The organism is Pseudomonas sp. 13B_3.2_Bac1, from assembly GCF_025466205.1.
Taxonomy (GTDB): Bacteria; Pseudomonadota; Gammaproteobacteria; order Pseudomonadales; family Pseudomonadaceae; genus Aquipseudomonas; species Aquipseudomonas fluorescens_H.
In genome coordinates this window covers 1-23893 of sequence record NZ_JANLOG010000043.1, presented here as the reverse complement: position 1 = coordinate 23893, position 23893 = coordinate 1, and the positions used below count along the sequence as shown (strand labels likewise).

26 protein-coding genes and 1 pseudogene are annotated in these 23893 nt (G+C 60.3%); 13 read left to right on the top strand and 14 right to left on the bottom strand.

All coding sequences use genetic code 11. From position 1 onward, the window contains the following. Positions 1–785: 785 nt before the first annotated feature. From infA to trxB, 4 genes are all read right to left on the bottom strand, one after another. Complete coding sequence (infA, locus tag NTD85_RS06495) at positions 786–1004, bottom strand: translation initiation factor IF-1 (RefSeq protein WP_002553999.1); 219 nt, start codon at positions 1002–1004, stop codon at positions 786–788. 112 nt (positions 1005–1116) lie between these two features. Beyond that, positions 1117–1824: an arginyltransferase gene (locus NTD85_RS06490; RefSeq protein ID WP_003223840.1), complete on the bottom strand. Its 708-nt coding sequence runs from the start codon at positions 1822–1824 to the stop codon at positions 1117–1119. Between the two features lie 57 nt (positions 1825–1881). Beyond that, positions 1882–2562, bottom strand: coding sequence for a leucyl/phenylalanyl-tRNA--protein transferase (gene aat, locus NTD85_RS06485; RefSeq protein ID WP_262141735.1), 681 nt, complete (start codon positions 2560–2562; stop codon positions 1882–1884). Between the two features lie 62 nt (positions 2563–2624). Further along, entirely contained in the window at positions 2625–3584 is a 960-nt protein-coding gene (gene trxB / locus NTD85_RS06480) for a thioredoxin-disulfide reductase (protein WP_003223843.1), read from the bottom strand. Between the two features lie 309 nt (positions 3585–3893). Between trxB and NTD85_RS06475 the strand changes: the two genes are divergently transcribed. The 6 genes from NTD85_RS06475 (at position 3894) to cysG (ending at position 11579) form a co-directional block, all read left to right on the top strand. Next, the gene (locus NTD85_RS06475) at positions 3894–6302 is read left to right on the top strand and encodes a DNA translocase FtsK (RefSeq protein WP_103486101.1); all 2409 of its coding nucleotides are present in this window, start codon (positions 3894–3896) and stop codon (positions 6300–6302) included. A 78-nt stretch (positions 6303–6380) separates the two neighbouring features. Then, complete coding sequence (lolA, locus tag NTD85_RS06470) at positions 6381–7001, top strand: outer membrane lipoprotein chaperone LolA (protein ID WP_262141733.1); 621 nt, start codon at positions 6381–6383, stop codon at positions 6999–7001. 190 nt (positions 7002–7191) lie between these two features. Beyond that, complete coding sequence (locus NTD85_RS06465) at positions 7192–8514, top strand: replication-associated recombination protein A (RefSeq protein WP_003223849.1); 1323 nt, start codon at positions 7192–7194, stop codon at positions 8512–8514. Beyond that, positions 8514–8888 (top strand): fluoride efflux transporter CrcB, encoded by a 375-nt coding sequence (gene crcB, locus NTD85_RS06460; protein WP_003223851.1) that lies wholly within the window; start codon positions 8514–8516, stop codon positions 8886–8888. The genes NTD85_RS06465 and crcB overlap by 1 nt, the downstream gene beginning before the upstream one ends. A gap of 15 nt (positions 8889–8903) precedes the next feature. After that, positions 8904–10184, top strand: coding sequence for a serine--tRNA ligase (gene serS / locus NTD85_RS06455; RefSeq protein WP_003223852.1), 1281 nt, complete (start codon positions 8904–8906; stop codon positions 10182–10184). Continuing rightward, positions 10185–11579 (top strand): siroheme synthase CysG, encoded by a 1395-nt coding sequence (gene cysG, locus NTD85_RS06450; RefSeq protein ID WP_262141732.1) that lies wholly within the window; start codon positions 10185–10187, stop codon positions 11577–11579. Positions 11580–11696: 117 nt separating this feature from the next. Here cysG and NTD85_RS06445 read toward each other — a convergent pair whose 3' ends face one another. From NTD85_RS06445 to NTD85_RS06410, 8 genes are all read right to left on the bottom strand, one after another. Next, on the bottom strand, positions 11697–12698 hold the full coding sequence (locus tag NTD85_RS06445; RefSeq protein ID WP_262141731.1) for a glutathione S-transferase family protein: 1002 nt from the start codon (positions 12696–12698) through the stop codon (positions 11697–11699). A 91-nt stretch (positions 12699–12789) separates the two neighbouring features. Continuing rightward, a complete protein-coding gene (locus NTD85_RS06440) occupies positions 12790–13791 on the bottom strand; it encodes a glycosyl transferase family protein (protein WP_262141730.1) in 1002 nt (333 codons plus the stop codon). Continuing rightward, the gene (locus tag NTD85_RS06435) at positions 13788–14123 is read right to left on the bottom strand and encodes a TusE/DsrC/DsvC family sulfur relay protein (protein ID WP_003223861.1); all 336 of its coding nucleotides are present in this window, start codon (positions 14121–14123) and stop codon (positions 13788–13790) included. Before NTD85_RS06435 ends, NTD85_RS06440 begins: the two co-directional genes overlap by 4 nt. Next, positions 14120–14413, bottom strand: coding sequence for a sulfurtransferase complex subunit TusB (tusB, locus tag NTD85_RS06430; protein ID WP_262141729.1), 294 nt, complete (start codon positions 14411–14413; stop codon positions 14120–14122). The genes NTD85_RS06435 and tusB overlap by 4 nt, the downstream gene beginning before the upstream one ends. Then, positions 14413–14769 (bottom strand): sulfurtransferase complex subunit TusC, encoded by a 357-nt coding sequence (gene tusC / locus NTD85_RS06425; RefSeq protein WP_103521193.1) that lies wholly within the window; start codon positions 14767–14769, stop codon positions 14413–14415. The genes tusB and tusC overlap by 1 nt, the downstream gene beginning before the upstream one ends. 1 nt (position 14770) lies before the next feature. Further along, positions 14771–15163, bottom strand: a complete 393-nt coding sequence (gene tusD / locus NTD85_RS06420) for a sulfurtransferase complex subunit TusD (protein ID WP_027614682.1) — start codon at positions 15161–15163, stop codon at positions 14771–14773. Between the two features lie 180 nt (positions 15164–15343). Further along, positions 15344–16048: a YoaK family protein gene (locus tag NTD85_RS06415; RefSeq protein WP_003223866.1), complete on the bottom strand. Its 705-nt coding sequence runs from the start codon at positions 16046–16048 to the stop codon at positions 15344–15346. Positions 16049–16073: 25 nt separating this feature from the next. After that, a complete protein-coding gene (locus NTD85_RS06410; protein WP_262141728.1) occupies positions 16074–16403 on the bottom strand; it encodes a DUF6388 family protein in 330 nt (109 codons plus the stop codon). A gap of 134 nt (positions 16404–16537) precedes the next feature. Here NTD85_RS06410 and NTD85_RS06405 point away from each other — a divergent pair, with 134 nt between their 5' ends. Beyond that, positions 16538–16888: a hypothetical protein gene (locus NTD85_RS06405; RefSeq protein WP_103486093.1), complete on the top strand. Its 351-nt coding sequence runs from the start codon at positions 16538–16540 to the stop codon at positions 16886–16888. 102 nt (positions 16889–16990) lie between these two features. Here the strand turns inward: NTD85_RS06405 and NTD85_RS06400 are convergent, their stop codons facing one another. Next, positions 16991–17416, bottom strand: coding sequence for a GNAT family N-acetyltransferase (locus tag NTD85_RS06400; protein ID WP_003223869.1), 426 nt, complete (start codon positions 17414–17416; stop codon positions 16991–16993). Between the two features lie 149 nt (positions 17417–17565). Here NTD85_RS06400 and NTD85_RS06395 point away from each other — a divergent pair, with 149 nt between their 5' ends. The 4 genes and pseudogenes from NTD85_RS06395 to NTD85_RS06380 all read left to right on the top strand — a co-directional run bounded on the left by NTD85_RS06395 (position 17566) and on the right by NTD85_RS06380 (position 20647). Beyond that, positions 17566–18003, top strand: a complete 438-nt coding sequence (locus NTD85_RS06395; protein ID WP_003223870.1) for a hemerythrin domain-containing protein — start codon at positions 17566–17568, stop codon at positions 18001–18003. 222 nt (positions 18004–18225) lie between these two features. Continuing rightward, a complete protein-coding gene (locus tag NTD85_RS06390) occupies positions 18226–18861 on the top strand; it encodes a lytic polysaccharide monooxygenase auxiliary activity family 9 protein (protein ID WP_003223871.1) in 636 nt (211 codons plus the stop codon). 40 nt (positions 18862–18901) lie between these two features. Continuing rightward, positions 18902–19903 (top strand): annotated as a pseudogene (locus NTD85_RS06385) (chitinase); the annotation flags it as partial. A 153-nt stretch (positions 19904–20056) separates the two neighbouring features. Then, entirely contained in the window at positions 20057–20647 is a 591-nt protein-coding gene (locus NTD85_RS06380; protein ID WP_103521197.1) for an NUDIX domain-containing protein, read from the top strand. Positions 20648–20773: 126 nt separating this feature from the next. Here NTD85_RS06380 and NTD85_RS06375 read toward each other — a convergent pair whose 3' ends face one another. Beyond that, positions 20774–21289 (bottom strand): methylated-DNA--[protein]-cysteine S-methyltransferase, encoded by a 516-nt coding sequence (locus tag NTD85_RS06375; RefSeq protein ID WP_262141727.1) that lies wholly within the window; start codon positions 21287–21289, stop codon positions 20774–20776. Between the two features lie 150 nt (positions 21290–21439). On the opposite strand from NTD85_RS06375, the gene ggt reads away from it, so the two are divergent. After that, on the top strand, positions 21440–23167 hold the full coding sequence (gene ggt, locus NTD85_RS06370; RefSeq protein WP_201138119.1) for a gamma-glutamyltransferase: 1728 nt from the start codon (positions 21440–21442) through the stop codon (positions 23165–23167). Positions 23168–23233: 66 nt separating this feature from the next. After that, entirely contained in the window at positions 23234–23767 is a 534-nt protein-coding gene (locus tag NTD85_RS06365; RefSeq protein WP_103486088.1) for a cysteine hydrolase family protein, read from the top strand. Positions 23768–23893 lie beyond the last annotated feature (126 nt).

Genomic DNA, 23893 nt, shown 5'->3' with positions numbered 1-23893 from the left:
GCAGCGCCTACGGTTTGCTTCGCTGCACCTCCTCTCGCTGTGTTTGGCTGCGCCAAACGGTCGCTGCGCTCCCACCCCCGGATAAATCCCTCCACTCAGCCTGCCGACGGGCCCTCAGATCAAAAGCGGTACTCGAGCTAACGCTCATTGTGTTGAGTGGGGCGGCTTCGCCGCAGGGGCAGCATGCAATCTGAACTGTACCTGCTGGCGATGGCGGCCTACGAGCCGACCGATCTCTAACTGAATGCACTTAATCCAAATGTGGGAGCGGGCTTGCTCGCGAAAGCGGCCTGCCAGTCGACCAATTTCTTAATGAATGTACCCAGTCCCATGTAGGAACTGCCGAAGGCTGTGATCTTTTGATCTGCTTTGGCTTTGGCTTTGGCTTTGGCTCTGGCTCTGGCTCTGGCTTTTGATGTGGCTTTTGATCTTCAGCCCCTTCGGCAGGCCGAGCGAAGGTGTCCATCCGGGGGTTAGGCGCGCAGCGCCATGCGGCGAAGCCGCATCCATCGAGAGGAGGTGCAGCGAAGCAAACCGGAGGCGATGCCCCCTGATGGGCACCGTAGCGAGGGAACACTGAGCCTCAGCGAAGTGCCGTACGCCGGGGCAAAGCCTTTTGGGTTACCTTTTCGGCGTTTGGAAAAGGTGACTCGCTGTAAGAGCGAAACCATAGGAGGCCGTTACCGCAGCAACGGATATACACCCAAAACCCAGGCCCAAACTCAAACCCAAATCGCAGACAAACAAAAACGCCCGGCAAAGCCGGGCGTCTTGTATTGACTTGATTAGCGAGCGCGGTAAGTGATGCGCCCTTTGCTCAAGTCATAGGGCGTCAGCTCGACGCGCACTTTGTCACCGGTAAGAATACGAATGTAGTTCTTGCGCATCTTGCCGGAGATATGCGCGGTTACGACGTGCCCATTTTCCAACTCCACACGAAACATGGTGTTGGGCAGGGTGTCGACGACAGTGCCTTCCATTTCGAAGCTGTCTTCTTTCGACATGCAGTAAAGCCCTCGGTGTCCAATGAATGGCCCGGTGCAACTGCGCCAGGCAAAAGCGGCGTGCATTGTGCCCGAAAAAGGGGGTTCAAGCCAAGGGGTTTACGGCTTGCGATTAGTTCAGGATCACCCAGCGCTGATTAATCAGCAATTCGATGGGGCGATATTGGGTCTTGTAGTTCATCTTTTTGCAGTTCTTGATCCAATAACCGAGATACACCGCCTCCAGCCCCAGGCGCTGACTTTCAGCGATTTGCCACAGGATTGCGAAACGCCCCAGGCTGCGGCGCTCTTCGTCAGGCTCGTAAAACGTATAGACCGCCGACAAGCCGTTGGGCAGCAAGTCGGTGACGGCGACGGCGAGTAACCGTCCGTCGAGACGAAATTCGTAGAAGCGCGAAAAGGGCAGGTCACGTACCAGGAAGGTTGAAAACTGGTCGCGGCTCGGCGGGTACATGTCGCCATCGGCATGTCGCTGCTCGATATAACGCTGGTACAGATCGAAATATTCTTCGCTGAAGTGCGGTTTTACCGGGCGCACCTGCAGGTCGGCATTGCGTTTGAAAATGCGTTTCTGCTGGCGGTTGGGGCTGAACTGCGACACCGGGATGCGCGCAGGCACGCACGCATTGCAATTCTGGCAATGAGGTCGATACAGATGATCGCCGCTGCGACGAAAACCCATCTCCGACAGGTCTGCGTAGACATGCACATCCATGGGCTGACTAGGGTCGAGGAACAGCGTCGTCGCCTGCTCCTCGGGCAGATAACTGCAGGAATGAGGTTGAGTGGCATAGAACTTCAAGCGCGCCAACTCGGTCATGATCAACCCTCGGGATAAGCTGGTGAATTAAGTGTAAGCCACGCGCGCAAAAGTCGCTCAGCAAACCCAGGTGGCACGACTGGGTTGATCCAGGTGGCGAGCCAGATAGTCGGCGAATTCGCGACGGGAGATCGCCCGTGCGCCAAGGCTGTGCAGATGATCGGTCGGCATCTGGCAGTCAATCAGGACGAATCCGGCTTCTTTCAGGTGCTGCACCAGCGTTGCAAAGCCAAATTTGGAGGCATTGTCGGCGCGACTGAACATCGATTCGCCGAAAAACAGCTGACCCATCGCCAGGCCATACAGGCCGCCGACCAGTTGGCCCTGATCCCAGACTTCGACCGAATGGGCGAAGCCGCGGCGGTGCAGTTCGAGGTAGGCGTCCTGCATGGCTTCGGTGATCCAGGTACCGTCGGCGTAGTCCCGTGGTGCAGCGCAGGCGCGAATGACGGCTGCGAAATCCTGATCGAAGGTCACCTGATAGCGTTGCTGGCGCAGCAGTTTGGCAAGGCTGCGCGAGACGTGCAGTTCGTCGGGAAATAGAACGGTGCGCGGATCCGGAGACCACCAGAGAATCGGCTGGCCTTCGGAGAACCACGGAAAACAGCCATGCCGGTAAGCCTGCACCAGGCGATCGGCGGACAGGTCGCCACCGGCAGCCAGCAATCCATTGGGATCGCGCATGGCCTTTTCCAGAGGTGGGAAAGTCAGGGAATTGCGTTGTAACCAAGTCAGCATGGCGTCCAGGCTTGCAGAAGGGGAGGGCGGTGCGGGCATGAGGCCCGCGATAAAGTGTGCCGTTAAATGACAGGAATGTCGTCCAGATACTTCTCCGCGTCCAGTGCCGCCATGCAACCGGCACCGGCCGAGGTCACGGCCTGGCGATAAACGTGGTCGGCCACGTCGCCGGCAGCGAAGACGCCGGGGATCTCGGTGGCGGTGGCGTCACCGTCATTGCCGCCCCTGACCAACAGATAGCCGTCGCGCATCGGCAACTGGCCCTGGAACAGGTCGGTGTTGGGTTTGTGGCCGATGGCAATGAACACGCCGGCCAGCGGCAACTCGCGGGTTTCGCCTGTGTGGCTGTCACGCAGGCGTGCACCGGTCACGCCGCTGGCGTCGCCCAGCACTTCATCCAGATTCTGGTTCCAGTGCAGGCGAACGTTGCCGTTGGCGGCTTTTTCGAAGAGTTTGTCCTGAAGGATTTTCTCCGAGCGCAATTTGTCGCGACGGTGGATCAAGTGCACCTCTTTGGCGATGTTCGACAGGTACAGCGCTTCCTCGACGGCGGTGTTGCCGCCGCCCACCACCGCGACTACCTGATTGCGGTAGAAGAAGCCGTCACAGGTCGCGCAGGCCGACACCCCTTTGCCGGCAAAGGCTTCTTCCGAGGGTAGTCCCAGATACTGCGCCGAAGCGCCGGTGGCAATGATCAGTGCATCGCAGGTGTAGGTGCCGCTGTCGCCGATGAGTTCGAACGGGCGCTGCTGCAACTTGGCGGTGTGGATGTGGTCGTAAACGATCTCTGTGGCAAAGCGCTCGGCGTGTTTCTGCATGCGCTCCATCAGTACCGGGCCGGTCAGGCCTTCGACGTCGCCGGGCCAGTTGTCGACTTCGACGGTGGTGGTGAGTTGGCCACCGGCCTGCAGGCCGGTAATCACCACCGGTTTGAGGTTGGCGCGGGCGGCGTATACGGCGGCGCTGTAACCGGCAGGGCCGGAGCCAAGAATGATCAGGCGTGAATGCTTCGCTGCGTTCATCAAATACACCTCATAAGCCTTTGTCACAAAAGACAATGCATGCTCAAATTGAACCGCAGGGTTTGTGGGATTGGCTATGCTCAGCTAAGGGTTTTGAAGCATGGCATCAGCCGCACAAACCCGTACAATGCCGGACTGTTACAGAATATTCGCCGTGCGCAGTGTTTATAGCTGTGTTTATAAAAGCAGCGGCACAGTGTTAAAAGTAGTCTCAGTTGCGCCGGTTCACTTTTTTACCTGCCTGGATTGGGCAGTTTTTTATCGTCATTCAATAGATGGACGCGCCCCGGGCGCAGGAAAAGAAGCGTTTTGAAGAAATCCACCGCAGCACCAAAAACAGTCGTTCCGCTCTGGCGCCAGCAATTGCACTACCGGCTCAAGGAAGGTGCATTGATCGCCATCGGTGCCTTGTGCCTGTTCCTGATGATGGCCTTGCTGACCTACGGCAAGGACGATCCGGGCTGGAGCCACAACAGCAAGATCGACGACGTGCAGAACTTCGGCGGCCCGGCCGGTTCCTACAGCGCCGACATCCTGTTCATGGTGCTGGGTTACTTCGCGTACATCTTCCCGTTGCTGCTGGCGGTCAAGGCGTATCAGATCTTCCGCCAACGTCACGAGCCGTGGCAGTGGAGCGGCTGGCTGTTCTCCTGGCGTCTGATCGGTCTGGTGTTCCTGGTGCTGTCGGGCGCCGCGCTGGCGCATATCCATTTCCACGCGGCCACCGGGCTGCCGGCGGGTGCGGGCGGGGCGCTGGGGGAAAGTCTCGGTGATCTGGCGCGTAACGCGCTGAATATCCAGGGCAGCACGCTGCTGTTCATTGCGCTGTTCCTGTTCGGCCTGACCGTATTCACTGACCTGTCGTGGTTCAAGGTGATGGACGTCACCGGCAAAATCACCCTCGACCTGTTCGAACTGTTCCAGGGCGCGATCAACCGCTGGTGGTCGGCGCGTACCGAGCGTAAGCAACTGGTTGCGCAACTGCGTGAAGTCGATGATCGCGTCCACGACGTGGTGGCGCCGACCGTTACCGACAAGCGTGAACAGGCCAAGGTCAAGGAGCGCCTGATCGAGCGCGAACAGGCCCTGAGCAAGCACATGTCCGATCGCGAGAAACAGGTGCCGCCGGTCATCGCCCCGGCTCCGGTCAAGGCGCCCGAGCCAAGCAAGCGCGTGCAGAAAGAGAAGCAGGCGCCTCTGTTCGTCGACAGCGCCGTCGAAGGCACCTTGCCGCCGATCTCGATTCTCGATCCTGCGGAAAAGAAACAACTCAATTATTCGCCGGAATCCCTGGCAGCGGTCGGCCACTTGCTGGAGATCAAGCTCAAGGAGTTCGGCGTCGAGGTCACCGTGGACTCGATCCATCCGGGCCCGGTGATTACCCGTTACGAAATTCAGCCTGCCGCCGGCGTCAAAGTCAGCCGCATCGCCAACCTGGCCAAAGACCTTGCACGTTCGCTGGCCGTGACCAGTGTGCGGGTGGTCGAGGTGATTCCGGGCAAGACCACGGTCGGTATCGAGATTCCCAACGAAGACCGGCAGATCGTGCGTTTCTCCGAAGTGCTGTCGACCCCCGAGTACGACAACTTCAAATCGCCGGTCACCCTCGCTCTGGGCCACGACATTGGCGGCAAACCGGTCATCACCGACCTGGCGAAGATGCCGCACCTGCTGGTCGCCGGTACGACCGGTTCCGGTAAGTCGGTGGGTGTGAACGCGATGATCCTGTCGATCCTGTTCAAGTCTGGCCCGGAAGACGCCAAGCTGATCATGATCGACCCGAAAATGCTCGAGCTGTCGATCTACGAAGGCATTCCGCACCTGCTGTGCCCAGTGGTCACCGACATGAAGGACGCCGCCAACGCCCTGCGCTGGAGCGTTGCCGAGATGGAGCGCCGCTACAAGCTGATGGCGAAGATGGGCGTGCGTAACCTGTCCGGCTTCAACGCCAAGGTCAAGGAAGCGCAGGACGCCGGCGAGCCGTTGAGCGATCCGCTGTACAAGCGCGAAAGCATCCACGACGAAGCGCCGCTGCTGCAGAAGCTGCCGACCATCGTCGTGGTCGTCGACGAATTCGCCGACATGATGATGATCGTCGGCAAGAAGGTTGAAGAACTGATCGCCCGTATCGCGCAGAAGGCGCGTGCCGCCGGTATTCACTTGATCCTCGCGACCCAACGGCCATCGGTGGACGTGATCACCGGTCTGATCAAGGCCAACATTCCGACGCGGATGGCGTTCCAGGTGTCGAGCAAGATCGACTCGCGGACCATCATCGACCAGGGCGGTGCCGAGCAACTGCTCGGTCACGGTGACATGCTCTACATGCCGCCGGGCACCAGCCTGCCGATCCGGGTTCACGGCGCGTTCGTTTCCGACGATGAAGTACACCGCGTGGTGGAAGCCTGGAAACTGCGTGGCGCACCGGAATACAACGATGACATCCTCAACGGTGTCGAAGAGGCGGGCAGCGGTTTTGAAGGCAGCAGCGGTGGCGGCGACGGTGATGATCCGGAGACCGACGCGCTGTATGACGAAGCCGTGCAGTTCGTGCTGGAAAGCCGCCGGGCGTCGATTTCCGCGGTACAGCGCAAGCTGAAGATCGGTTACAACCGCGCTGCGCGCATGATCGAAGCCATGGAAATGGCCGGCGTGGTGACTTCGATGAACACCAACGGTTCGCGTGAAGTGCTGGCCCCGGGGCCGATGCGCGACTGATTCGGCCGCTCCGATTTGCAACAAAGGATGGCGCAATGACGCGCCGTCCCCTCCCCACAAGTATTCAAGAGGACTCCCATGCGTCTTATCCGCATGCTGTTGCCAGTACTGGCGCTGACCACTTTCACGGCCCACGCCGATGACAAGGACGTGGCGCGCCTGACCCAATTGCTGGAAACATCGAAAACCCTGACCGCGAATTTTTCCCAGCTGACCCTCGACGGCAGCGGCACGCAGTTGCAGGAAACTCGCGGTGATATGGTTCTGCAGCGTCCGGGCCTGTTCTACTGGCACACCGAAGCGCCAAACGAGCAGACCATGGTCTCCGATGGCAAGAAAGTCACCCTGTGGGACCCGGACCTGGAACAGGCCACCATCAAGAAGCTCGACGAGCGTCTGACCCAGACCCCGGCGCTGCTGCTGTCCGGTGATGTGTCGAAGATCAACCAGAGCTTTGCGATCAGCGCGCAAGAGGCGGGCGGCGTGATCGACTTCACCCTCAAGCCGAAGACCAAGGACACCCTGTTCGACAGCCTGCGCCTGTCGTTCCGTAATGGTCTGATCAATGACATGCAACTGGTCGACAGCGTCGGTCAGCGCACCAACATCCTGTTCACCGGGGTCAAGGCCAACGAACCTGTCTCGGCGTCGAAGTTCAAGTTCGACATCCCGAAGGGTGCTGACGTTATCCAGGAATAAACCCCGGATCCCGGGTTGGGCTGTTGTGGCTTGGAGCTTTTGTGGCGAGGGAGCTTGCTCCCGCTGGGGCGCGAAGCGGCCCCGCTCTTGAATCAAAAGCGGGGACTGCTGCGCAGTCCAGCGGGAGCAAGCTCCCTCGCCACAGGGTTTACCCCAGGTTTCAGATAATCAGAGGTTTCAACGCTACGTGATGGATCTGTTTCGCAGTGCACCGATTGCCCAGCCACTGGCCGCGCGTTTGCGCGCGACCAATCTGGATGAGTACGTCGGTCAGGAACACGTGCTCGCTCGCGGCAAGCCTCTGCGTGAGGCGCTGGAGCAGGGTGCCCTGCATTCGATGATCTTCTGGGGGCCGCCGGGCGTGGGCAAGACCACCCTCGCGCGATTGCTTGCGGAAGTCTCGGATGCGCACTTCGAAACGGTCTCGGCGGTGCTCGCCGGGGTCAAGGAGATCCGTCAGGCGGTGGAAATCGCCAAGCAGCAGGCCGGCCAGTACGGCAAGCGCACGATCCTGTTCGTCGATGAAGTGCACCGTTTCAACAAGTCGCAGCAGGATGCGTTCCTGCCTTATGTTGAGGACGGCACGCTGATTTTCATCGGCGCCACCACCGAAAACCCTTCGTTTGAATTGAACAACGCGCTGTTGTCGCGGGCTCGCGTCTATGTGCTGAAAAGCCTCGACGAGACCGCGCTGCGCAAACTGGTGCACCGCGCACTCACCGAAGAGCGCGGGCTGGGCAAACGCAACCTGACCCTCAGCGATGAAGGCTTCCAGATGCTGCTGTCGGCCGCCGATGGCGATGGCCGGCGCCTACTCAATCTGCTGGAGAACGCCTCGGATCTGGCTGAAGACAACAGCGAGATGGGCACCGAGCTGCTGCAAAGCCTGCTCGGCGACACCCGGCGACGCTTCGACAAGGGCGGCGAAGCGTTCTACGACCAGATCTCGGCGCTGCACAAATCGGTGCGCGGTTCCAACCCCGATGGCGCGCTGTACTGGTTCGCGCGAATGATCGACGGCGGCTGTGATCCTCTGTATCTGGCGCGGCGCGTGGTGCGCATGGCCAGCGAAGACATCGGCAATGCCGACCCGCGTGCCCTGAGCCTGTGCCTGGCGGCGTGGGAAGTGCAGGAGCGCCTCGGCAGTCCGGAAGGCGAGTTGGCGGTGGCCCAGGCCATTACCTATCTGGCCTGTGCGCCGAAAAGCAACGCGGTGTACATGGGTTTCAAGACTGCGCTGCGCGCCGCTGCCGAATACGGTTCGCTGGAAGTGCCGCTGCACTTGCGCAATGCCCCAACCAAGCTGATGAAGCAATTGGGCTACGGTGACGAATACCGCTACGCCCACGACGAGCCGGACGCCTATGCCGCCGGCGAAGACTATTTCCCGGAAGAGCTCGAACCGATTCCGTTCTACCAACCGGTGCCCCGTGGCCTGGAATTGAAGATCGGCGAGAAGCTCAACCACCTCGCCCAACTCGACCGTTTAAGCCCAAGACAGCGGAGAAAATAGTGCTTCCATTGATCGTTGCGGTCTCCGTCGGCGGAATTGCCGGCACCCTGTTGCGCTTCGCCACCGGCAATTGGGTCAACGCCAATTGGCCGCGGCACTTCTATACCGCGACGCTGGCCGTTAATATCGTGGGCTGTCTGCTGATTGGCGTGTTGTACGGCCTGTTTCTGATACGCCCGGAGGTGCCGATCGAGGTGCGTGCCGGGTTGATCGTCGGCTTCCTCGGAGGGCTGACGACTTTTTCATCCTTTTCACTGGATACGGTGCGTCTGCTGGAAAGCGGGCAAGTGCCGCTGGCCCTGGGCTATGCGGCAATCAGCGTATTCGGCGGGCTGCTCGCGACATGGGCCGGCCTGTCCCTGACCAAACTTTGATAACGAGAAACCGACATGCTCGATTCCAAACTGTTACGTAGCAACCTTCAGGACGTAGCGGACCGCCTGGCTTCCCGTGGCTTTGCCCTGGATACCGCGCGCATCGAAGCGCTGGAAGAACAGCGCAAGACCGTCCAGACCCGCACCGAAGCACTGCAGGCTGAGCGTAACGCGCGTTCCAAATCCATTGGTCAGGCCAAGCAGCGCGGCGAAGACATCGCGCCGCTGATGGCGGACGTCGAGCGCATGGCGGGCGAGCTGAGTGCCGGTAAAGTCGAGCTGGACGCGATCCAGACCGAGCTGGACTCGATCCTGCTGGGTATCCCCAACCTGCCGCACGAATCGGTACCGGTCGGCAAAGACGAAGACGACAACGTCGAAGTGCGCCGCTGGGGCACCCCGACGCAGTTCGATTTCGAAGTGAAAGACCACGTTGCACTGGGCGAGAAGTTCGGCTGGCTGGACTTTGAAACCGCGGCCAAGCTGTCCGGCGCGCGTTTCGCCCTGCTGCGCGGCCCGATCGCCCGTCTGCACCGCGCCCTGGCGCAGTTCATGATCAACCTGCACGTCAACGAGCATGGCTACGAAGAGGCCTACACGCCTTATCTGGTTCAGGCTCCGGCGCTGCAAGGCACCGGTCAACTGCCGAAGTTCGAGGAAGACCTGTTCAAGATCGCTCGCGAAGGCGAAGCCGATCTGTACCTGATTCCGACCGCCGAAGTGTCGTTGACCAACATCGTGGCCGGCGAAATCGTCGACTCGAAACTGCTGCCGATCAAGTTCGTCGCCCACACCCCGTGCTTCCGCAGCGAAGCCGGCGCGTCGGGTCGCGACACTCGCGGCATGATCCGTCAGCACCAGTTCGACAAAGTTGAAATGGTGCAGATCGTCGAGCCGTCGACGTCGATGGAAGCGCTGGAAGGCCTGACTGCCAACGCCGAAAAAGTCCTGCAGCTGCTGGGTCTGCCTTACCGCACTCTGGCGTTGTGCACCGGCGACATGGGCTTCAGCGCCGTCAAGACCTACGACCTCGAAGTGTGGATTCCGAGTCAGGACAAGTACCGCGAAATCTCGTCGTGCTCCAACTGCGGCGACTTCCAGGCCCGCCGCATGCAGGCGCGTTTCCGCAACCCGGAAACCGGCAAGCCTGAGCTGGTACACACTCTCAACGGTTCGGGTCTGGCGGTCGGTCGTACCCTGGTTGCCGTGCTGGAAAACTACCAGCAGGCCGACGGTTCGATCCGTGTGCCGGACGTACTGAAGCCGTACATGGGTGGCCTTGAGGTCATCGGCTAAATGAAATATCTGCCGCTGTTTCACAACCTGCGCGGCAGTCGTGTGTTGGTGGTCGGTGGGGGGGAAATTGCCTTGCGCAAATCCCGCCTGCTGGCCGATGCCGGTGCGCTGCTGCGGGTGGTCGCACCTGAAATCGAAGCGCAACTGCGCGAACTGGTCAGCGCCAGCGGTGGCGAATGTCTGCTGCGTGGTTACGTGGAAACGGATCTGGACGGTTGCGGGCTGATCATCGCCGCCACCGACGACGAAACGCTCAACGCTCAAGTCTCCAGCGATGCCCATCGGCGTTGCGTGCCGGTCAATGTGGTCGACGCGCCGCAGCTGTGCAGCGTGATCTTCCCGGCGATCGTCGATCGCTCGCCGCTGATCATCGCGGTGTCCAGCGGCGGCGATGCGCCGGTGCTGGCGCGGCTGATTCGGGCCAAGATCGAAACCTGGATTCCATCAACTTATGGCCAATTGGCCGGACTGGCCGCACGTTTCCGTAATCAGGTGAAAAACCTGTTTCCGGATGTGCAGCAACGTCGTGGTTTCTGGGAAGACGTGTTTCAGGGGCCGATTGCCGATCGGCAACTGGCCGGGCAGGGCAGCGAGGCCGAACGTCTGTTGCAGGCCAAGATCGATGGCGAAGCGCCCGTCACCACCGGTGAGGTGTATCTGGTGGGGGCCGGGCCGGGTGATCCGGATCTGCTGACCTTCCGCGCCTTGCGCCTGATGCAGCAAGCCGACGTGGTGCTGTACGACCGCTTGGTCGCTCCGGCGATTCTTGAGCTGTGCCGTCGCGATGCCGAGCGCGTCTATGTCGGCAAGCGTCGCTCTGATCACGCGGTGCCACAGGATCAGATCAACCAGCAATTGGTCGATCTGGCCAAGGCTGGCAAGCGCGTGGTGCGCTTGAAGGGCGGTGATCCGTTCATCTTCGGTCGCGGCGGTGAAGAGATCGAAGAACTGGCGGCCCACGGCATTCCGTTCCAGGTGGTGCCGGGTATCACGGCGGCCAGCGGTTGCGCGGCGTATGCCGGGATTCCGCTGACCCATCGCGATTACGCGCAGTCGGTACGCTTTGTCACCGGGCACCTGAAGGACGGTTCCACCGATCTGCCTTGGGCCGACCTCGTCGCCCCGGCGCAGACGCTGGTGTTCTATATGGGCCTGGTGGGCTTGCCGGTGATCTGCGAGCAACTGATCAAGCATGGTCGTTCGGCGGACACTCCGGCGGCGTTGATCCAGCAGGGCACTACGGTCAATCAGCGGGTCTTTACTGGCACGCTGGTCGATCTGCCACGCCTGGTGGCGGAGCATGAAGTGCATGCGCCGACCCTGGTGATCGTCGGTGAAGTGGTGCAGTTGCGCGAGAAACTGGCGTGGTTTGAAGGGGCTCAGGCGCAAGTCTGAAAACCGAGTTGCCCTCATTCGCGAGCAAGCCCGCTCCCACATTGGATCTGTGTCATGCACAAATCACCTGTGGGAGCGGGCTTGCTCGCGAAGAGGCCCTCAAAAACACCGAATCAATTAACCCCGCCGCCAAACTCCTTTCCCGCTCAGCCGCTCCCGATCATGAGCGATGGTGAAATCCTGCTTCGGCCCCTTGGGCACAATCCCCGTCGGATTAATGGTCTTGTGGCTACCGTAGTAGTGATTTTTGATGTGCTGAAAATCCACCGTCTCGCCAATCCCCGGCCACTGATACAGCTCACGCAGCCAGTTCGACAGGTTCGGATAATCAGCAATCCGCCGCAGATTGCACTTGAAGTGTCCGTGGTACACCGCATCGAAGCGAATCATCGTGGTGAACAGTCGCACATCGGCCTCGGTCAGGTATTCACCCGTCAGATAGCGATTGGCGCCCAGCACCCGTTCCAAGTGATCCAGCTCGGCAAACACCTCATCGAACGCCTCTTCATAAGCCTGTTGCGAGGTGGCGAACCCAGCGCGATACACGCCGTTGTTGACTGCGGGATAAATCCGTTCGTTCAGTGCATCGATCTCGCCGAGTAACGGCGCGGGGTAAAAGTCCAGCTCGTTACCGGTCAGGTCATCGAAGGCGCTGTTGAACATGCGGATGATTTCCGCCGATTCATTGCTGACGATGCGCTTGAGTTTTTTGTCCCACAGCACCGGTACGGTGACGCGGCCGGTGTAGTCGGGCGTGTCGGCTGTGTAGCGCTGGTGCATGAAATCGAAGTGATCGAGCTTGTCGCCAGTCGAGCCGTGGGCCTTGTCGAAGGTCCAGCCGTTTTCCAGCATCAGCCAACTGACCACGGAGACGTCGATCAGATTTTCCAGGCCTTTGAGCTTGCGCAGGATCAGCGTGCGGTGTGCCCAGGGGCAGGCGAGGGAAACGTAAAGGTGATAGCGCCCGGCTTCGGCGGCGAAACCGCCTTCACCGCTCGGCCCTGGCTGGCCGTCAGTGGTGACCCAGTGACGGCGCTGCGCCTGTTCGCGCTGGAACGCGCCGTCCTTGCTGCTTTCGTACCACTTGTCCTGCCAGTGGCCGTCGACGAGTAAACCCATGATCAAGACTCCTGAATCCAATAAGCGTTGGAGCCGAGTCTATTCCGATGAGTTCGAACAAAAAGCGCAAAGATCGGGCGTCGATGATCGGTTAAATCGATTTGTTACGCGCAGCCCAGTATTGCTCGGCGGTTTCGAACGCTTGCTCGCGACTTTGACCGAGACCGCGCAGGGCCAAGGCCATGGTCGAGATCAGCGCCATCTGCGGATAGCTGTCGACCACCTCGCCGCGCCAAACCGCTTTCAAATGCTCGACATCCAGCGAGGCCGGTTTGACGTGGCGCTGGCTCGACAGTTGCGGCCATTCCTCGTCCCAGCTCTCGCCGCCTGTGGTGCCATAGAGGTGGCTGTCGGCATCCGGGTTGATCTCGATTTCGCCGCCATCGCCCTTGACCACGATCGCCGTGTCGCCGAGCAGACCGCTGGCCTCGCGATGCACCGCTTGATAGCCCGGGTGGAAAATGCTTTGCAGGCCACAACGCGCGTGCAGCGGATTGAGAATCCGTGCCAGCGAATGGATCGGCGAACGCAGGCCCATGGTGTTGCGCAGGTCGATCATCTTCTGCAACTGCGGCGCCCAGTCCATCAGCGGCATGAACGCCAGACCACCGTTGTCCAGCGAGCTGCCGACCTGTTGCCAGGTGCGGCACAGCGGAATGTTCAACTCGCCAAGCAGTTGTTCGGTGTACAGACGCCCGGCGGTATGCGCGCCGCCGCCGTGCATGAAGATCCGCACGCCGTTTTGCGCCAGGCACTTGGCCGACAGCAGGTACCACGGCAGATGGCGTTTCTTGCCGGCGTAGGTCGGCCAGTCCAGATCGACGTTCAGCGTTGGTGCTGACAGGCGCTCGCGCAGGGCTTCGGTGAAACCGGCCATTTCCTCGGCGCTTTCTTCCTTGTGCCGCAGCAGCATCAGAAAGGCGCCGAGCTGGGTGTCTTCGACTTTGTCGTCGAGCACCATGCCCATGGCTTCCCGTGCTTCCTCGCGGGTCAGGTCGCGGGCACCGCGCTTGCCCTTGCCGAGGATCCGCACGAATGGTGCGAACGGGTGTTCGGCGGGCGTTTCGAGGGTCAGCGCTGGAAAGTCGGTCATAAGCAATTCGTCGGTTTGGGCAGGCCCGCCAGTTTCGCGGCGAGTTTGGCAGGGGTGCCTTTGAACAATCGGTTCAGGTGCAGGCTGTTGCCTTTGTCCGGGCCGAGTTTGAGTGCGGTGTACTTGATCAGCGGGCGGGTGGCCGGCGACAGCTGGAATTCTGCGTAGAAGCTGCGCAGCAGTTCGAGGACTTCCCAGTGTTCCGCAGTCAGTTCGATGTCTTCAGCGGCGGCGAGGGCGCTGGCGACGTCATGGGACCAGTCGTCGAGGTCGACCAGAAAGCCGTCCTTGTCCAGTTCGATGGCGCGGGCGCCGACAGTCATGGAATTCATAGCCAGCTGTTGACCTTGTCGTGGTGGATCGACAGTTCGACGAAGGCCGGGTAATCGATGGCCTCGGCCCAGTCGGGAGCAACGATGGCACGGGCCTGCAGGTCTTCGGCGAGGGCGAACAGCTTGACCCGGCGCTCGTTCAGCGTGTTGAACGGCGCGGTGCCAGATTGCAGGGCGTAAACGGCATCGCCGGATAACAGCAAGGCGTCGGCAGCGCCGATCACGCGCAGGCAACTGCTCAGGCGATCGTCGCCGAACGGGGAATGAGACAACACATGCAAAGTCGACATCAGAGGGTGATCACCTGGTCGTAGCGGTCAATGAGGGCGGTGATTTCGCTGGCACCGAGCGGCTGCGCTTCGTCCAGCGACAGACTGCTCAGGCCACGATGGCTGGCGCTGTCGGCGCAGTAGAACAGTTCTTCGACGCCGAACATCGGCAGCGCCTGCAGGTTGGCGCTGAGGTCTTTCTGTTGCAGGGCCTTGGCGTTCTGTCCAGCGGCCAGTTGCAGCACGCCGTCGTCGAGAAACAGCAGGCCGATCGGCAGATCGAACGCGCCGCCGGCCAGCACGATGTCCAGCGCTTCGCGGGCGCCGGGGCCGGACCACGGCGACTGGCGGCTGATGATCAACAGCGATTTGGCCATCTCACGCGCCTCCGAAACAGATCAGTCGATCGGCGTCCTGCACCGCATCGTGCAACTGGCCGAGGCCGGACAATTCCCACGGCGCGCTGACCGCGACGGCATCACGCTGGTAGCGTTTGGCTTCTTCGTCATTCAGCACACCACGGCGCAGGGCGGCGGCGATGCACACCACGCCGTCCAGTTGCTGCTCGCTGATGAACGCGCGCCACTGTTTGGGCAGGTCCAGTTCGTCCTGCGGGGTGACCACCGCGTCCGAGGCGTTGTAGACGCCGTCCTGATAGAAAAACAGCCGGACAATCTCATGCCCGCCGGCCAGCGCAGCCTGCGCAAACAGCAGGGCACGGCGCGAGGAGGGCGCATGGGCGGCGGAAAACAGCGCGATGGCGAACTTCATGACGGACTCGATCAGCAAAACTGCGGCCATGATAAAGCTTTATGACGGCATCCGCGAAACCGAAGTCAGGCGCATGCCCTCTGTGGGAGCGGGCTTGCTCGCGAAGGCGTTGGGTCATTCAAAACATCTTTGACTGATGCACCGCTTTCGCGAGCAAGCCCGCTCCCACAGGATCGTATTTCAGCGGGGCATATAGCCCAGTTGCCAACGCCGCGGAATGCTCAGGGACAGCACGCCCAGCACAGCAGCCAGCAAGCCGCTGGCGAACAATGCCCGAAGCCCGAAATGCTGTTCCAGCACCGCGCCGAGAATCGCGCCGATGAACATCCCGCTCCATGGCACCAGTTGCACCCGCCAGCCGTTACGGCGTTCGCCGAGCATCCAGCGCCCCAGTCCACGGCCGAACCGCGACAACGCTCCGGTCACGTAGGTCAGGCCGACCGGCAGACCGTTCACTTCCTCGACCGCCGCGTTGAGCATGCCCATCGCGATGATCGCCGCGAGCAGCGCCGGCAGTTGCGTGTCATACGGCCAGGCAGCCGCCAGACAGAGCAAGGTGGCGATGCACAGCAACAAGGGCAATGTGCGCCGACCACCGAGGCGCCCGATCACGATCCCCAAGGCATTACCGATCACGAAGGTGACGACGAGGATGATCAGGCGCAGCGTCAGTCCGAGGTCGCCGTCACTGATCGCCACCGCCAGCCGCGTGGTGTTGCCGCTCATGAACGAAACGAAATCGCCGCTGGCCATGAAGCCGATCGCGTCGGTCATGCCCGCCAGCACCGACAGACTGGCCACCAGTGCCAGACCGATACGGCCACGCCACTTCTGCCGGTGCAGATGTCCGGACGTGGCGCGGTGAGTCGAGGTCGAAGGCAGCATCGGCGGCGATATCCTTGAGCGGCGGTTACGGTTCTAACCCATACAGGTCGCAATAATCCGGCCAGCTCATGTGCGCCATTTCCGCCACCTCGCGGTGCACCTCCATGCGCTGGGCCTGATAGTCCTCGGGCGTTGCTGCCGTCAGGAGCAAGGTCAGTTCCCAGGCGAACAGGCCTTGATACTCCGCCTCGGCCTCGAAGGCTTCGTGCAGGCGTTCTTCACGATATTGCGCCGGGGTTTCGCCCTTGGCCTGGGCCAGCAGCGGATTGAGATGATCGAGGGTTTCGCGCAGGTCGGGGCGCGCGTCGAGAAACAGTTTCAGGGCTTGTTCATGTCGCTGGTCGGTGGGCGCCATGTGTGTTCCTTGTGAGGCTGATGACCTTAGGGTGCCGGAGCGGCCGATGCGTGTCGCGCTATAAATGCAGTAAAGCAGAACGATTTTGCCTGTTGCGGTGATACAGTCCGCTTTTTTCTGAATGAGCGAATGCAATGCGAATTCTGATGGTAGCGCTGGCCGCGACCGTGCTGGCTGGCTGCGCGGGTTCGGTGATGGATGATTCTCGCACCAAAGCCCCTTACAAGGTTCTGACCTCGGACAAGCCCGAGCAAGTCGTGGCCCAGTGCGTGCAATTCGCCTGGCAGGACGAAGCGGTGTTTGGCGTGGATGCGGGGGCCTATCTGCAACCGGGCAAGAAGGGTGGCTCGACGGTGTATACGCGTTCGGCGGAGTCGTTTGTCGACGTGACCAGCGATGCGTCGGGGACCGTGCTCAATTATTACGTGCAGAAGGATGACTTTGTCGCCAAGCGCCGGTTGGCGGGGTTGGCGACCTGCCTCTGATCTTGCGTTGAGGCGGCTGCCGCCATCGCGAGCAGGCTCACTCCCACTTTTGAAATGCATTCCATTGTGGGAGCGAGCCTGCTCGCGAAGGGCCCTTGAGGTTCAACCCTTCAAACGCTTCTGGAAGTAATGCCTGCTATGCCCCGGCGGGTAGTCCACGATCTCGCCAAACTGGCTGAATCCCAACTTCTTGTAAAACTCCGGCGCCTGAAAATCGAAGGTGTCCAGCCAGATGCCCAGGCAGTTCTTCTCTCGGGCCAGATTTTCCGCCATGGCCATCAGTTCCGAGCCGATGCGTTGTCCGCGGCCCTGTTCCGGGACGCACAGCAACTCAATGTACATCCAGGTAAAAATCACCCGGCCATACAAACCGCCGAGAATCGCGTCGTGTTCATCGCGCACCAGCAGGGCGAAGGGTTCTGACACGGAACCACCGGTCTGGGCGTCGTTATACGCAATCAAAGGCTCGAGAATGGCCTTGCGTTGTTCTTCCGTGGGGTTCTGCGACAGCTCGATTCGTAACGTCATGCGCAACTTCCTTGTGAGGTGAATCCGCAGCCTATCCTGCCGGGGGGGCGTCCTCCAAGTCCTTCCTCAAGCCTTTGGAACCGTCGCTGAGACGTCGGGGTCTAGGTTTTACAGCGTCATTTCCGAACGCGACTGATGAGGATCACCCCATGAATATTTTCGAAGCCCTTCGCGAAAGCCATGACCGCCAGCGCAGCTACGCCAAAGCCCTGGTCGAAACCAGCGGTGATACTCCGGAGCGGGTTGAGGCCTACAAACAGCTCAAGGCTGAACTGCAGGCCCATGAAACCGCCGAAGAACGCCACTTCTACATCCCGCTGATGGAATTCGACAACGGTGTCGACCTCAGTCGCCATGCCATCTCCGAGCACCATGAAATGGACGAGATGATGGAAGAGCTGGACGAGACCGAGATGTCCAGTCCGGCGTGGCTGGCGACCGCCAAGAAACTCTCGGACAAGGTTCATCACCATCTCAAGGAAGAGGAACAGAAGTTCTTCCAGATGGCAGGCAAATTGCTTGACGACAAGCAAAAAGAACAGCTCGCCGGGCAGTACGAAAAGGAATACCAGGCACAACTGGAGTGAGTGGTGAATGCGGGTTTTTGCTGTGTCGGCGTGTAGGCCTTTAGCCATGCGTCAGGTGGGTGTTGTCGCAATTGACTGGATATCCATCCAGTATTTTCGGTGTTTTCAATGCGGGCGGTCGATTGCCTGCGACAAAACCGCCGATGGACAAAAAAACCACCTCCGTTAGCTTGAAGGCCTCTCCTCGGACAGGAGAGTTCTTAAATCAACGGAGTGAAAAACATGAATCAACCACAAGCTCAAACCCAACTGCGACACGGTCGCGTCACCTCTCCAGCCAGCCGCGGTGCGGTAGCCATCGAGCAAGGATTGCTCGGTGCCTGGCAGGTCAACGAAATGGAAGGCGGCAAGAACTTCCCGGCGCTCGTGGCAGGGCCTTTTCCTGCTCCCTATGGCAGCGACAGTGACAGCGTCACACCGCCCGCCGATGGTTACATTCTCAGCGGCGGCAAGACCGATGCCCGTGACTGCGTAAACTTCACCGACGAGGAAATGAGCAAGAAGCTCAACCGTCCGTTCAACTGGCCGCTGCTCAGCGTTACCCCGGGCCAGACGCTGGAAGTGAAGTGGGAATACACCGCGCCGCACACCACCCGTGGCTATCGCTGGATGATCACCAAGGATGGCTGGGATCCGAAACAGCGTATTTCCCGTGCACAGCTCGAGGCGCAGCCTTTCGCCGAAGACTTCTACACTCAAGTGCCGTATTACAGCTATCCGGGGGAATTGAAGGCCAAGGTCAATCATTCGGTGAAATTGCCGGCCAATAAAAAGGGTCGTCACGTCATCGTATTGATGTGGATCGTCGCCAACACCGGCAACGCGTTCTATCAGGCGTTCGACGTCGACTTCAAATAACGGCGTTACGCTCAACCCACAGGTTCTGAAGGATTAGAACATGTCAAATATCGACTTCACGCTAGTGCAAAACCAGGCGGCCGACGCGGCCTCGCTGATGCCGAGCATCGCCGGCAAAAAAATACTCATGGGCTTCTGGCACAACTGGCCAGCGGGTCCGAGTGACGGCTATCGCCAGGGCCGATTCGCCGAGATCGCTCTGGAAGCCGTGCCCAAGGAGTACAACGTGATCGCGGTGGCGTTCATGAAGGGCAGCGGAATTCCGACTTTCAAGCCGTACAACGTCTCCGATGCCGAGTTCCGGCGTCAGGTCGGCGTACTCAACAGCCAGGGGCGGGCGGTGCTGCTGTCCCTGGGGGGCGCCGATGCACACATCGAGTTGCGCAGCGGGCAGGAACAACCGCTGGCCAATGAAATCATCCGTCTGGTGGAAACCTACGGCTTCGATGGGTTAGACATCGATCTTGAACAGAGCGCGATTGATTTCGCTGCCAACAAGACCGTGCTGCCAGCCGCGCTGAAACTGGTCAAGGATCACTACGCAGGCCAGGGCAAGCACTTCATCATCAGCATGGCCCCGGAGTTTCCGTACCTGACCACCAACGGCAAATACGTTGGTTACCTGCAGGCACTCGAAGGCTATTACGACTTCATCGCCCCGCAGTTCTACAACCAGGGCGGCGACGGAGTCTGGGTGCCGGAAGCCAATAACGGCAATGGCGCGTGGATCGCGCAGAACAACGATGCGCTGAAAGAGGACTTCCTCTATTACCTGACCGAAAGTCTGGTGACCGGAACCCGCGGTTTCACCAAAATCCCGGCGGACAAATTCGTCATCGGCCTGCCGGCCAACGTCGATGCGGCCGCCACCGGTTATGTGATCGACAGCACCGCAGTGGGCAATGCGCTCAAGCGTCTGGCGATCAAAGGACTGCCGATCAAAGGGCTGATGACCTGGTCGGTGAACTGGGATAACGGTGTCAGCAAGGATCGCGTGCCGTATAACTGGGAGTTCAGCCGGCGTTATGGGCCGCTGATTCACGGCGTCCGCACAGCAGTGCAGGAAACGGATGAAGCGTTATCGCGTCTCGCCCGTTAATCGTAAATAAAGAAGCCCGGTAGCGCTGCCGGGCTTTTTTTGTGGGCGCGATTAATCGACTATGGACGTTTTCCGATGGCACAAGGATCTGGCGTCATGATCAAGACAGCCGAGCGGGTCAACATTGTCGACACCGAGGTGTTGTCCCACGACTGGTACCTGTTGCAGAAAATCACCTTTGACTATCTGCGCAATAACGGCGACTGGCAGCGGCAGACGCGCGAGGTTTACGACCGTGGCAATGGTGCGGCGATCCTGTTGTTCAACCGCGCACAGCGTACCGTGGTGCTGACCCGCCAATTCCGTTTGCCGGTGTTCGTCAACGGCCACGACGGCTTGTTGATCGAAGTGGCAGCGGGGCTGCTGGAAGGTGCTGCGCCGGAACAGCGGATTCGCGATGAGGCCGAAGAGGAAACCGGCTACCGCGTGCATGACGTGAAGAAGGTATTCGAGGCTTACATGAGCCCTGGCTCGGTGACCGAAAAGCTGCACTTCTTTATTGCCGAGTACGATGCGAAGTCGAAGGTCAGCGAGGGTGGCGGACTGGAAGAGGAAACCGAAGAACTGGAAGTGCTCGAGTGGGGTTTCGACGAAGCACTGGCGGCGTTCCAACGCGGCGAAATCTGCGACGCCAAGACCATCATGCTGCTGCAGTATGCGGCGATGAATAATCTGTTCAACACCTGATTCAGCGCCAATCCATTGTGGCGAGGGAGCTTGCTCCCGCTGGGCTGCGCAGCGGTCCCAGGTTTTTGCCAGGGCTGCGCACCGGAGCGGGAGCAAGCTCCCTCGCCACACAATGGCATTTACAGGTTAAAACAGGTCGCCTGTTCTACCGACATCAGACCAGTCACCTCCCTCCAGCGTCAGCAATCTTTCCTTGGCCTCAAGCCCACCCGCAAACCCGGTCAACTTCCCCGACGCGCCAATCACCCGATGACACGGGGCCACGATCGAAATCGGATTGCGCCCATTCGCCGCTCCCACCGCGCGCACGGCGCTTGGGTTACCGATCTGCTCGGCGATCTGGCTGTAGGTGCGGGTTTCGCCAAATGGAATCGTCAGCAGCGCCGCCCAGACCTTTTTCTGAAAATCGGTGCCGACAAAATCCAGTTCCAGGTCGAAGCGATCACGCTTGCCGGCAAAATATTCTTCAAGCTGCTGTGCGGTTCGCTGCAGCAGCGGATTGTCCGGCGCTTCGCTCATCGGACCGAGGCGCACCCGGCCCGGTTTGTCGTTTTCCCAGAGGATGGCCGCCAGTCGTGAGCCGTTCGCAACCAGCTTCAATTCGCCGACCGGTGAGGGCAGGGTGATGAACGTGTAGGGCATGGGCAAAACTCCGGGTCGGCGCGGCAACGGCAACCAGCATACTGCCTGATCGGGGAGGCGCAAATCGCAATAGCGACCATACTGCTTGGTGCTTTTGCAGCGTTCCCTTCTGCTCTGCACAGAACCCAAAAACAAAAAAGAGATCGACTCATGAAGTACGAACCTTTGGCCAAAACGCTGATTGCGACTTCACTGGCACTGAGCTGCCTCATGGCCCACGCCGCCTCCGTGGCACCGGTTGCCGCCGAGAACGGCATGGTGGTCACCGCCCAGCACCTGGCCTCCCATGTCGGCGTCGATGTGTTGAAAAACGGCGGTAACGCGGTGGATGCGGCGGTTGCTGTGGGCTATGCACTGGCGGTGGTATATCCCGCGGCAGGCAACCTCGGCGGTGGAGGTTTCATGACCATTCAACTGGCGGACGGGCGCAAGACCTTCCTCGACTTCCGCGAAAAAGCCCCACTGGCGGCGACGGCCAACATGTATCTGGACAAGGACGGCAACGTCGTTCCCGACCTGAGCACCCGTGGTCACCTCGCCGTGGCGGTGCCGGGCACGGTGTCGGGCATGGAGCTGGCGCTGAGCAAGTACGGCACCAAACCGCGCAAGGAAATGATCGCCCCGGCGATCAAACTGGCTGAAGACGGCTTCGAGCTGGAGCAGGGCGACGTTGATCTGCTGGACTACGCCACCGATGTGTTCAAAAAGGACATGCGTGATTCCGGGTCGATCTTCCTGCACAACGGCGAGCCGATGCAGGTCGGGCAGAAACTGGTGCAGAAGGATCTGGCGAAAACCCTGCGCACCATTTCCGAAAAAGGTGCTGACGGCTTCTATAAGGGCTGGGTGGCCGACGCCATCGTCACGTCCAGTCAGGCCAACAAGGGCATCATCACCCAGGCCGACCTCGACAAGTACAAGACCCGCGAACTGGCGCCGGTTGAGTGCGATTACCGTGGTTACCACGTGGTCTCGGCGCCACCACCAAGCTCCGGCGGCGTGGTGATCTGCGAGATCATGAACATTCTTGAAGGCTATCCGATGAAGGATCTGGGCTTCCATTCGGCCCAGGGCATGCACTACCAGATCGAAGCGATGCGTCACGCCTATGTCGATCGCAACAGCTATCTGGGTGACCCGGATTTTGTGAAGAATCCGATCGAGCATCTGCTGGACAAGAACTACGCGACCAAACTGCGCAACGCGATCCAGCCGCAGAAGGCCGGGATCTCCGCCGAACTGAAACCCGGCGTCGCGCCGCATGAAGGCAACAACACCACGCACTATTCGATCGTCGACAAGTGGGGCAACGCGGTGTCGGTGACTTACACCCTCAACGACTGGTTCGGCGCTGGGGTGATGGCGAGCAAGACCGGGGTGATCCTCAACGACGAAATGGACGACTTCACCTCCAAGGTCGGCGTGCCGAACATGTACGGTCTGGTGCAGGGCGAGGCCAATGCCATCGCTCCGGGCAAAACCCCGCTGTCGTCGATGAGCCCGACCATCGTCACCAAGGACGGCAAAGTGGTGATGGTGGTCGGCACGCCGGGTGGCAGCCGCATCATCACCGCGACCTTGCTGACCATGCTCAACGTCATCGACTACGGCATGGGGCTGCAGGAAGCGGTCGACGCGCCGCGCTTCCACCAGCAATGGATGCCCGAGCAGACCAACCTCGAAGACTACGCCGCCAGTCCCGACACGAAGAAAATCCTCGAAAGCTGGGGCCACAAATTTGCCGGCCCACAGGATGCCAACCACATCGCCGCGATCCTGGTAGGTGCGCCGTCGCTGGGCGGTAAACCGGTGGGCAACAACCGTTTCTACGGGGCCAACGATCCACGGCGTAATACCGGGTTGTCACTGGGTTACTGAGTGGCGTAAAAAGGGGGCGGATTCAGGTCCGCCCCTGTTTCGAGGATCGATCAAGGAAGACCCATCATGCCTACTGCATTGCTGATCATCGACGTCCAACAGGCGCTCTGCTCGGGCCAATACCAGTGCTTCGACATCCACCGCGTGATCGACACCATCAACCAGCTCAGCACCCGCGCGCGAAAGGCTGGCGTGCCGGTGGTGCTGATTCAGCATGAAGAAGAGGACAGTCCGCTGGCCCACGGTGCCGAAGGCTGGCAACTGGCCGAAGGCCTGCTGACTGAAGCAAAAGATCTACGCTTACGCAAAACCACCCCGGATTCGTTCTACCAGACCGACCTGGGCAAACTGCTGCCCAGCGAAGACTTCGAACGCCTGATCATCTGCGGCCTGCAGACCGACTACTGCGTCAACGCCACCGTGCGCAAGGCGCATGAACTGGGCTACGACGTGGTGCTTGCCGCGGACGCCCATTCCACCCTCGACAACGGCAACATGAGCGCCGAAGACATCATCGCTGAACACAACAAGGACTTGGCGCACCTGACCGGTGCCACCGGCCGCATCGATGTCAAACCTGCAGCCGAGATCATTCTCTAAACCAGCGAATACCCCTGTGGGAGCGGGCTTGCTCGCGAAAGCGGTGGGCCTGTGACGCATGTGTGGGCTGATCCGACGCCTTCGCGGGGCAGCCCCCCCCCCCAATTATTTATTTTGTTTACAGCT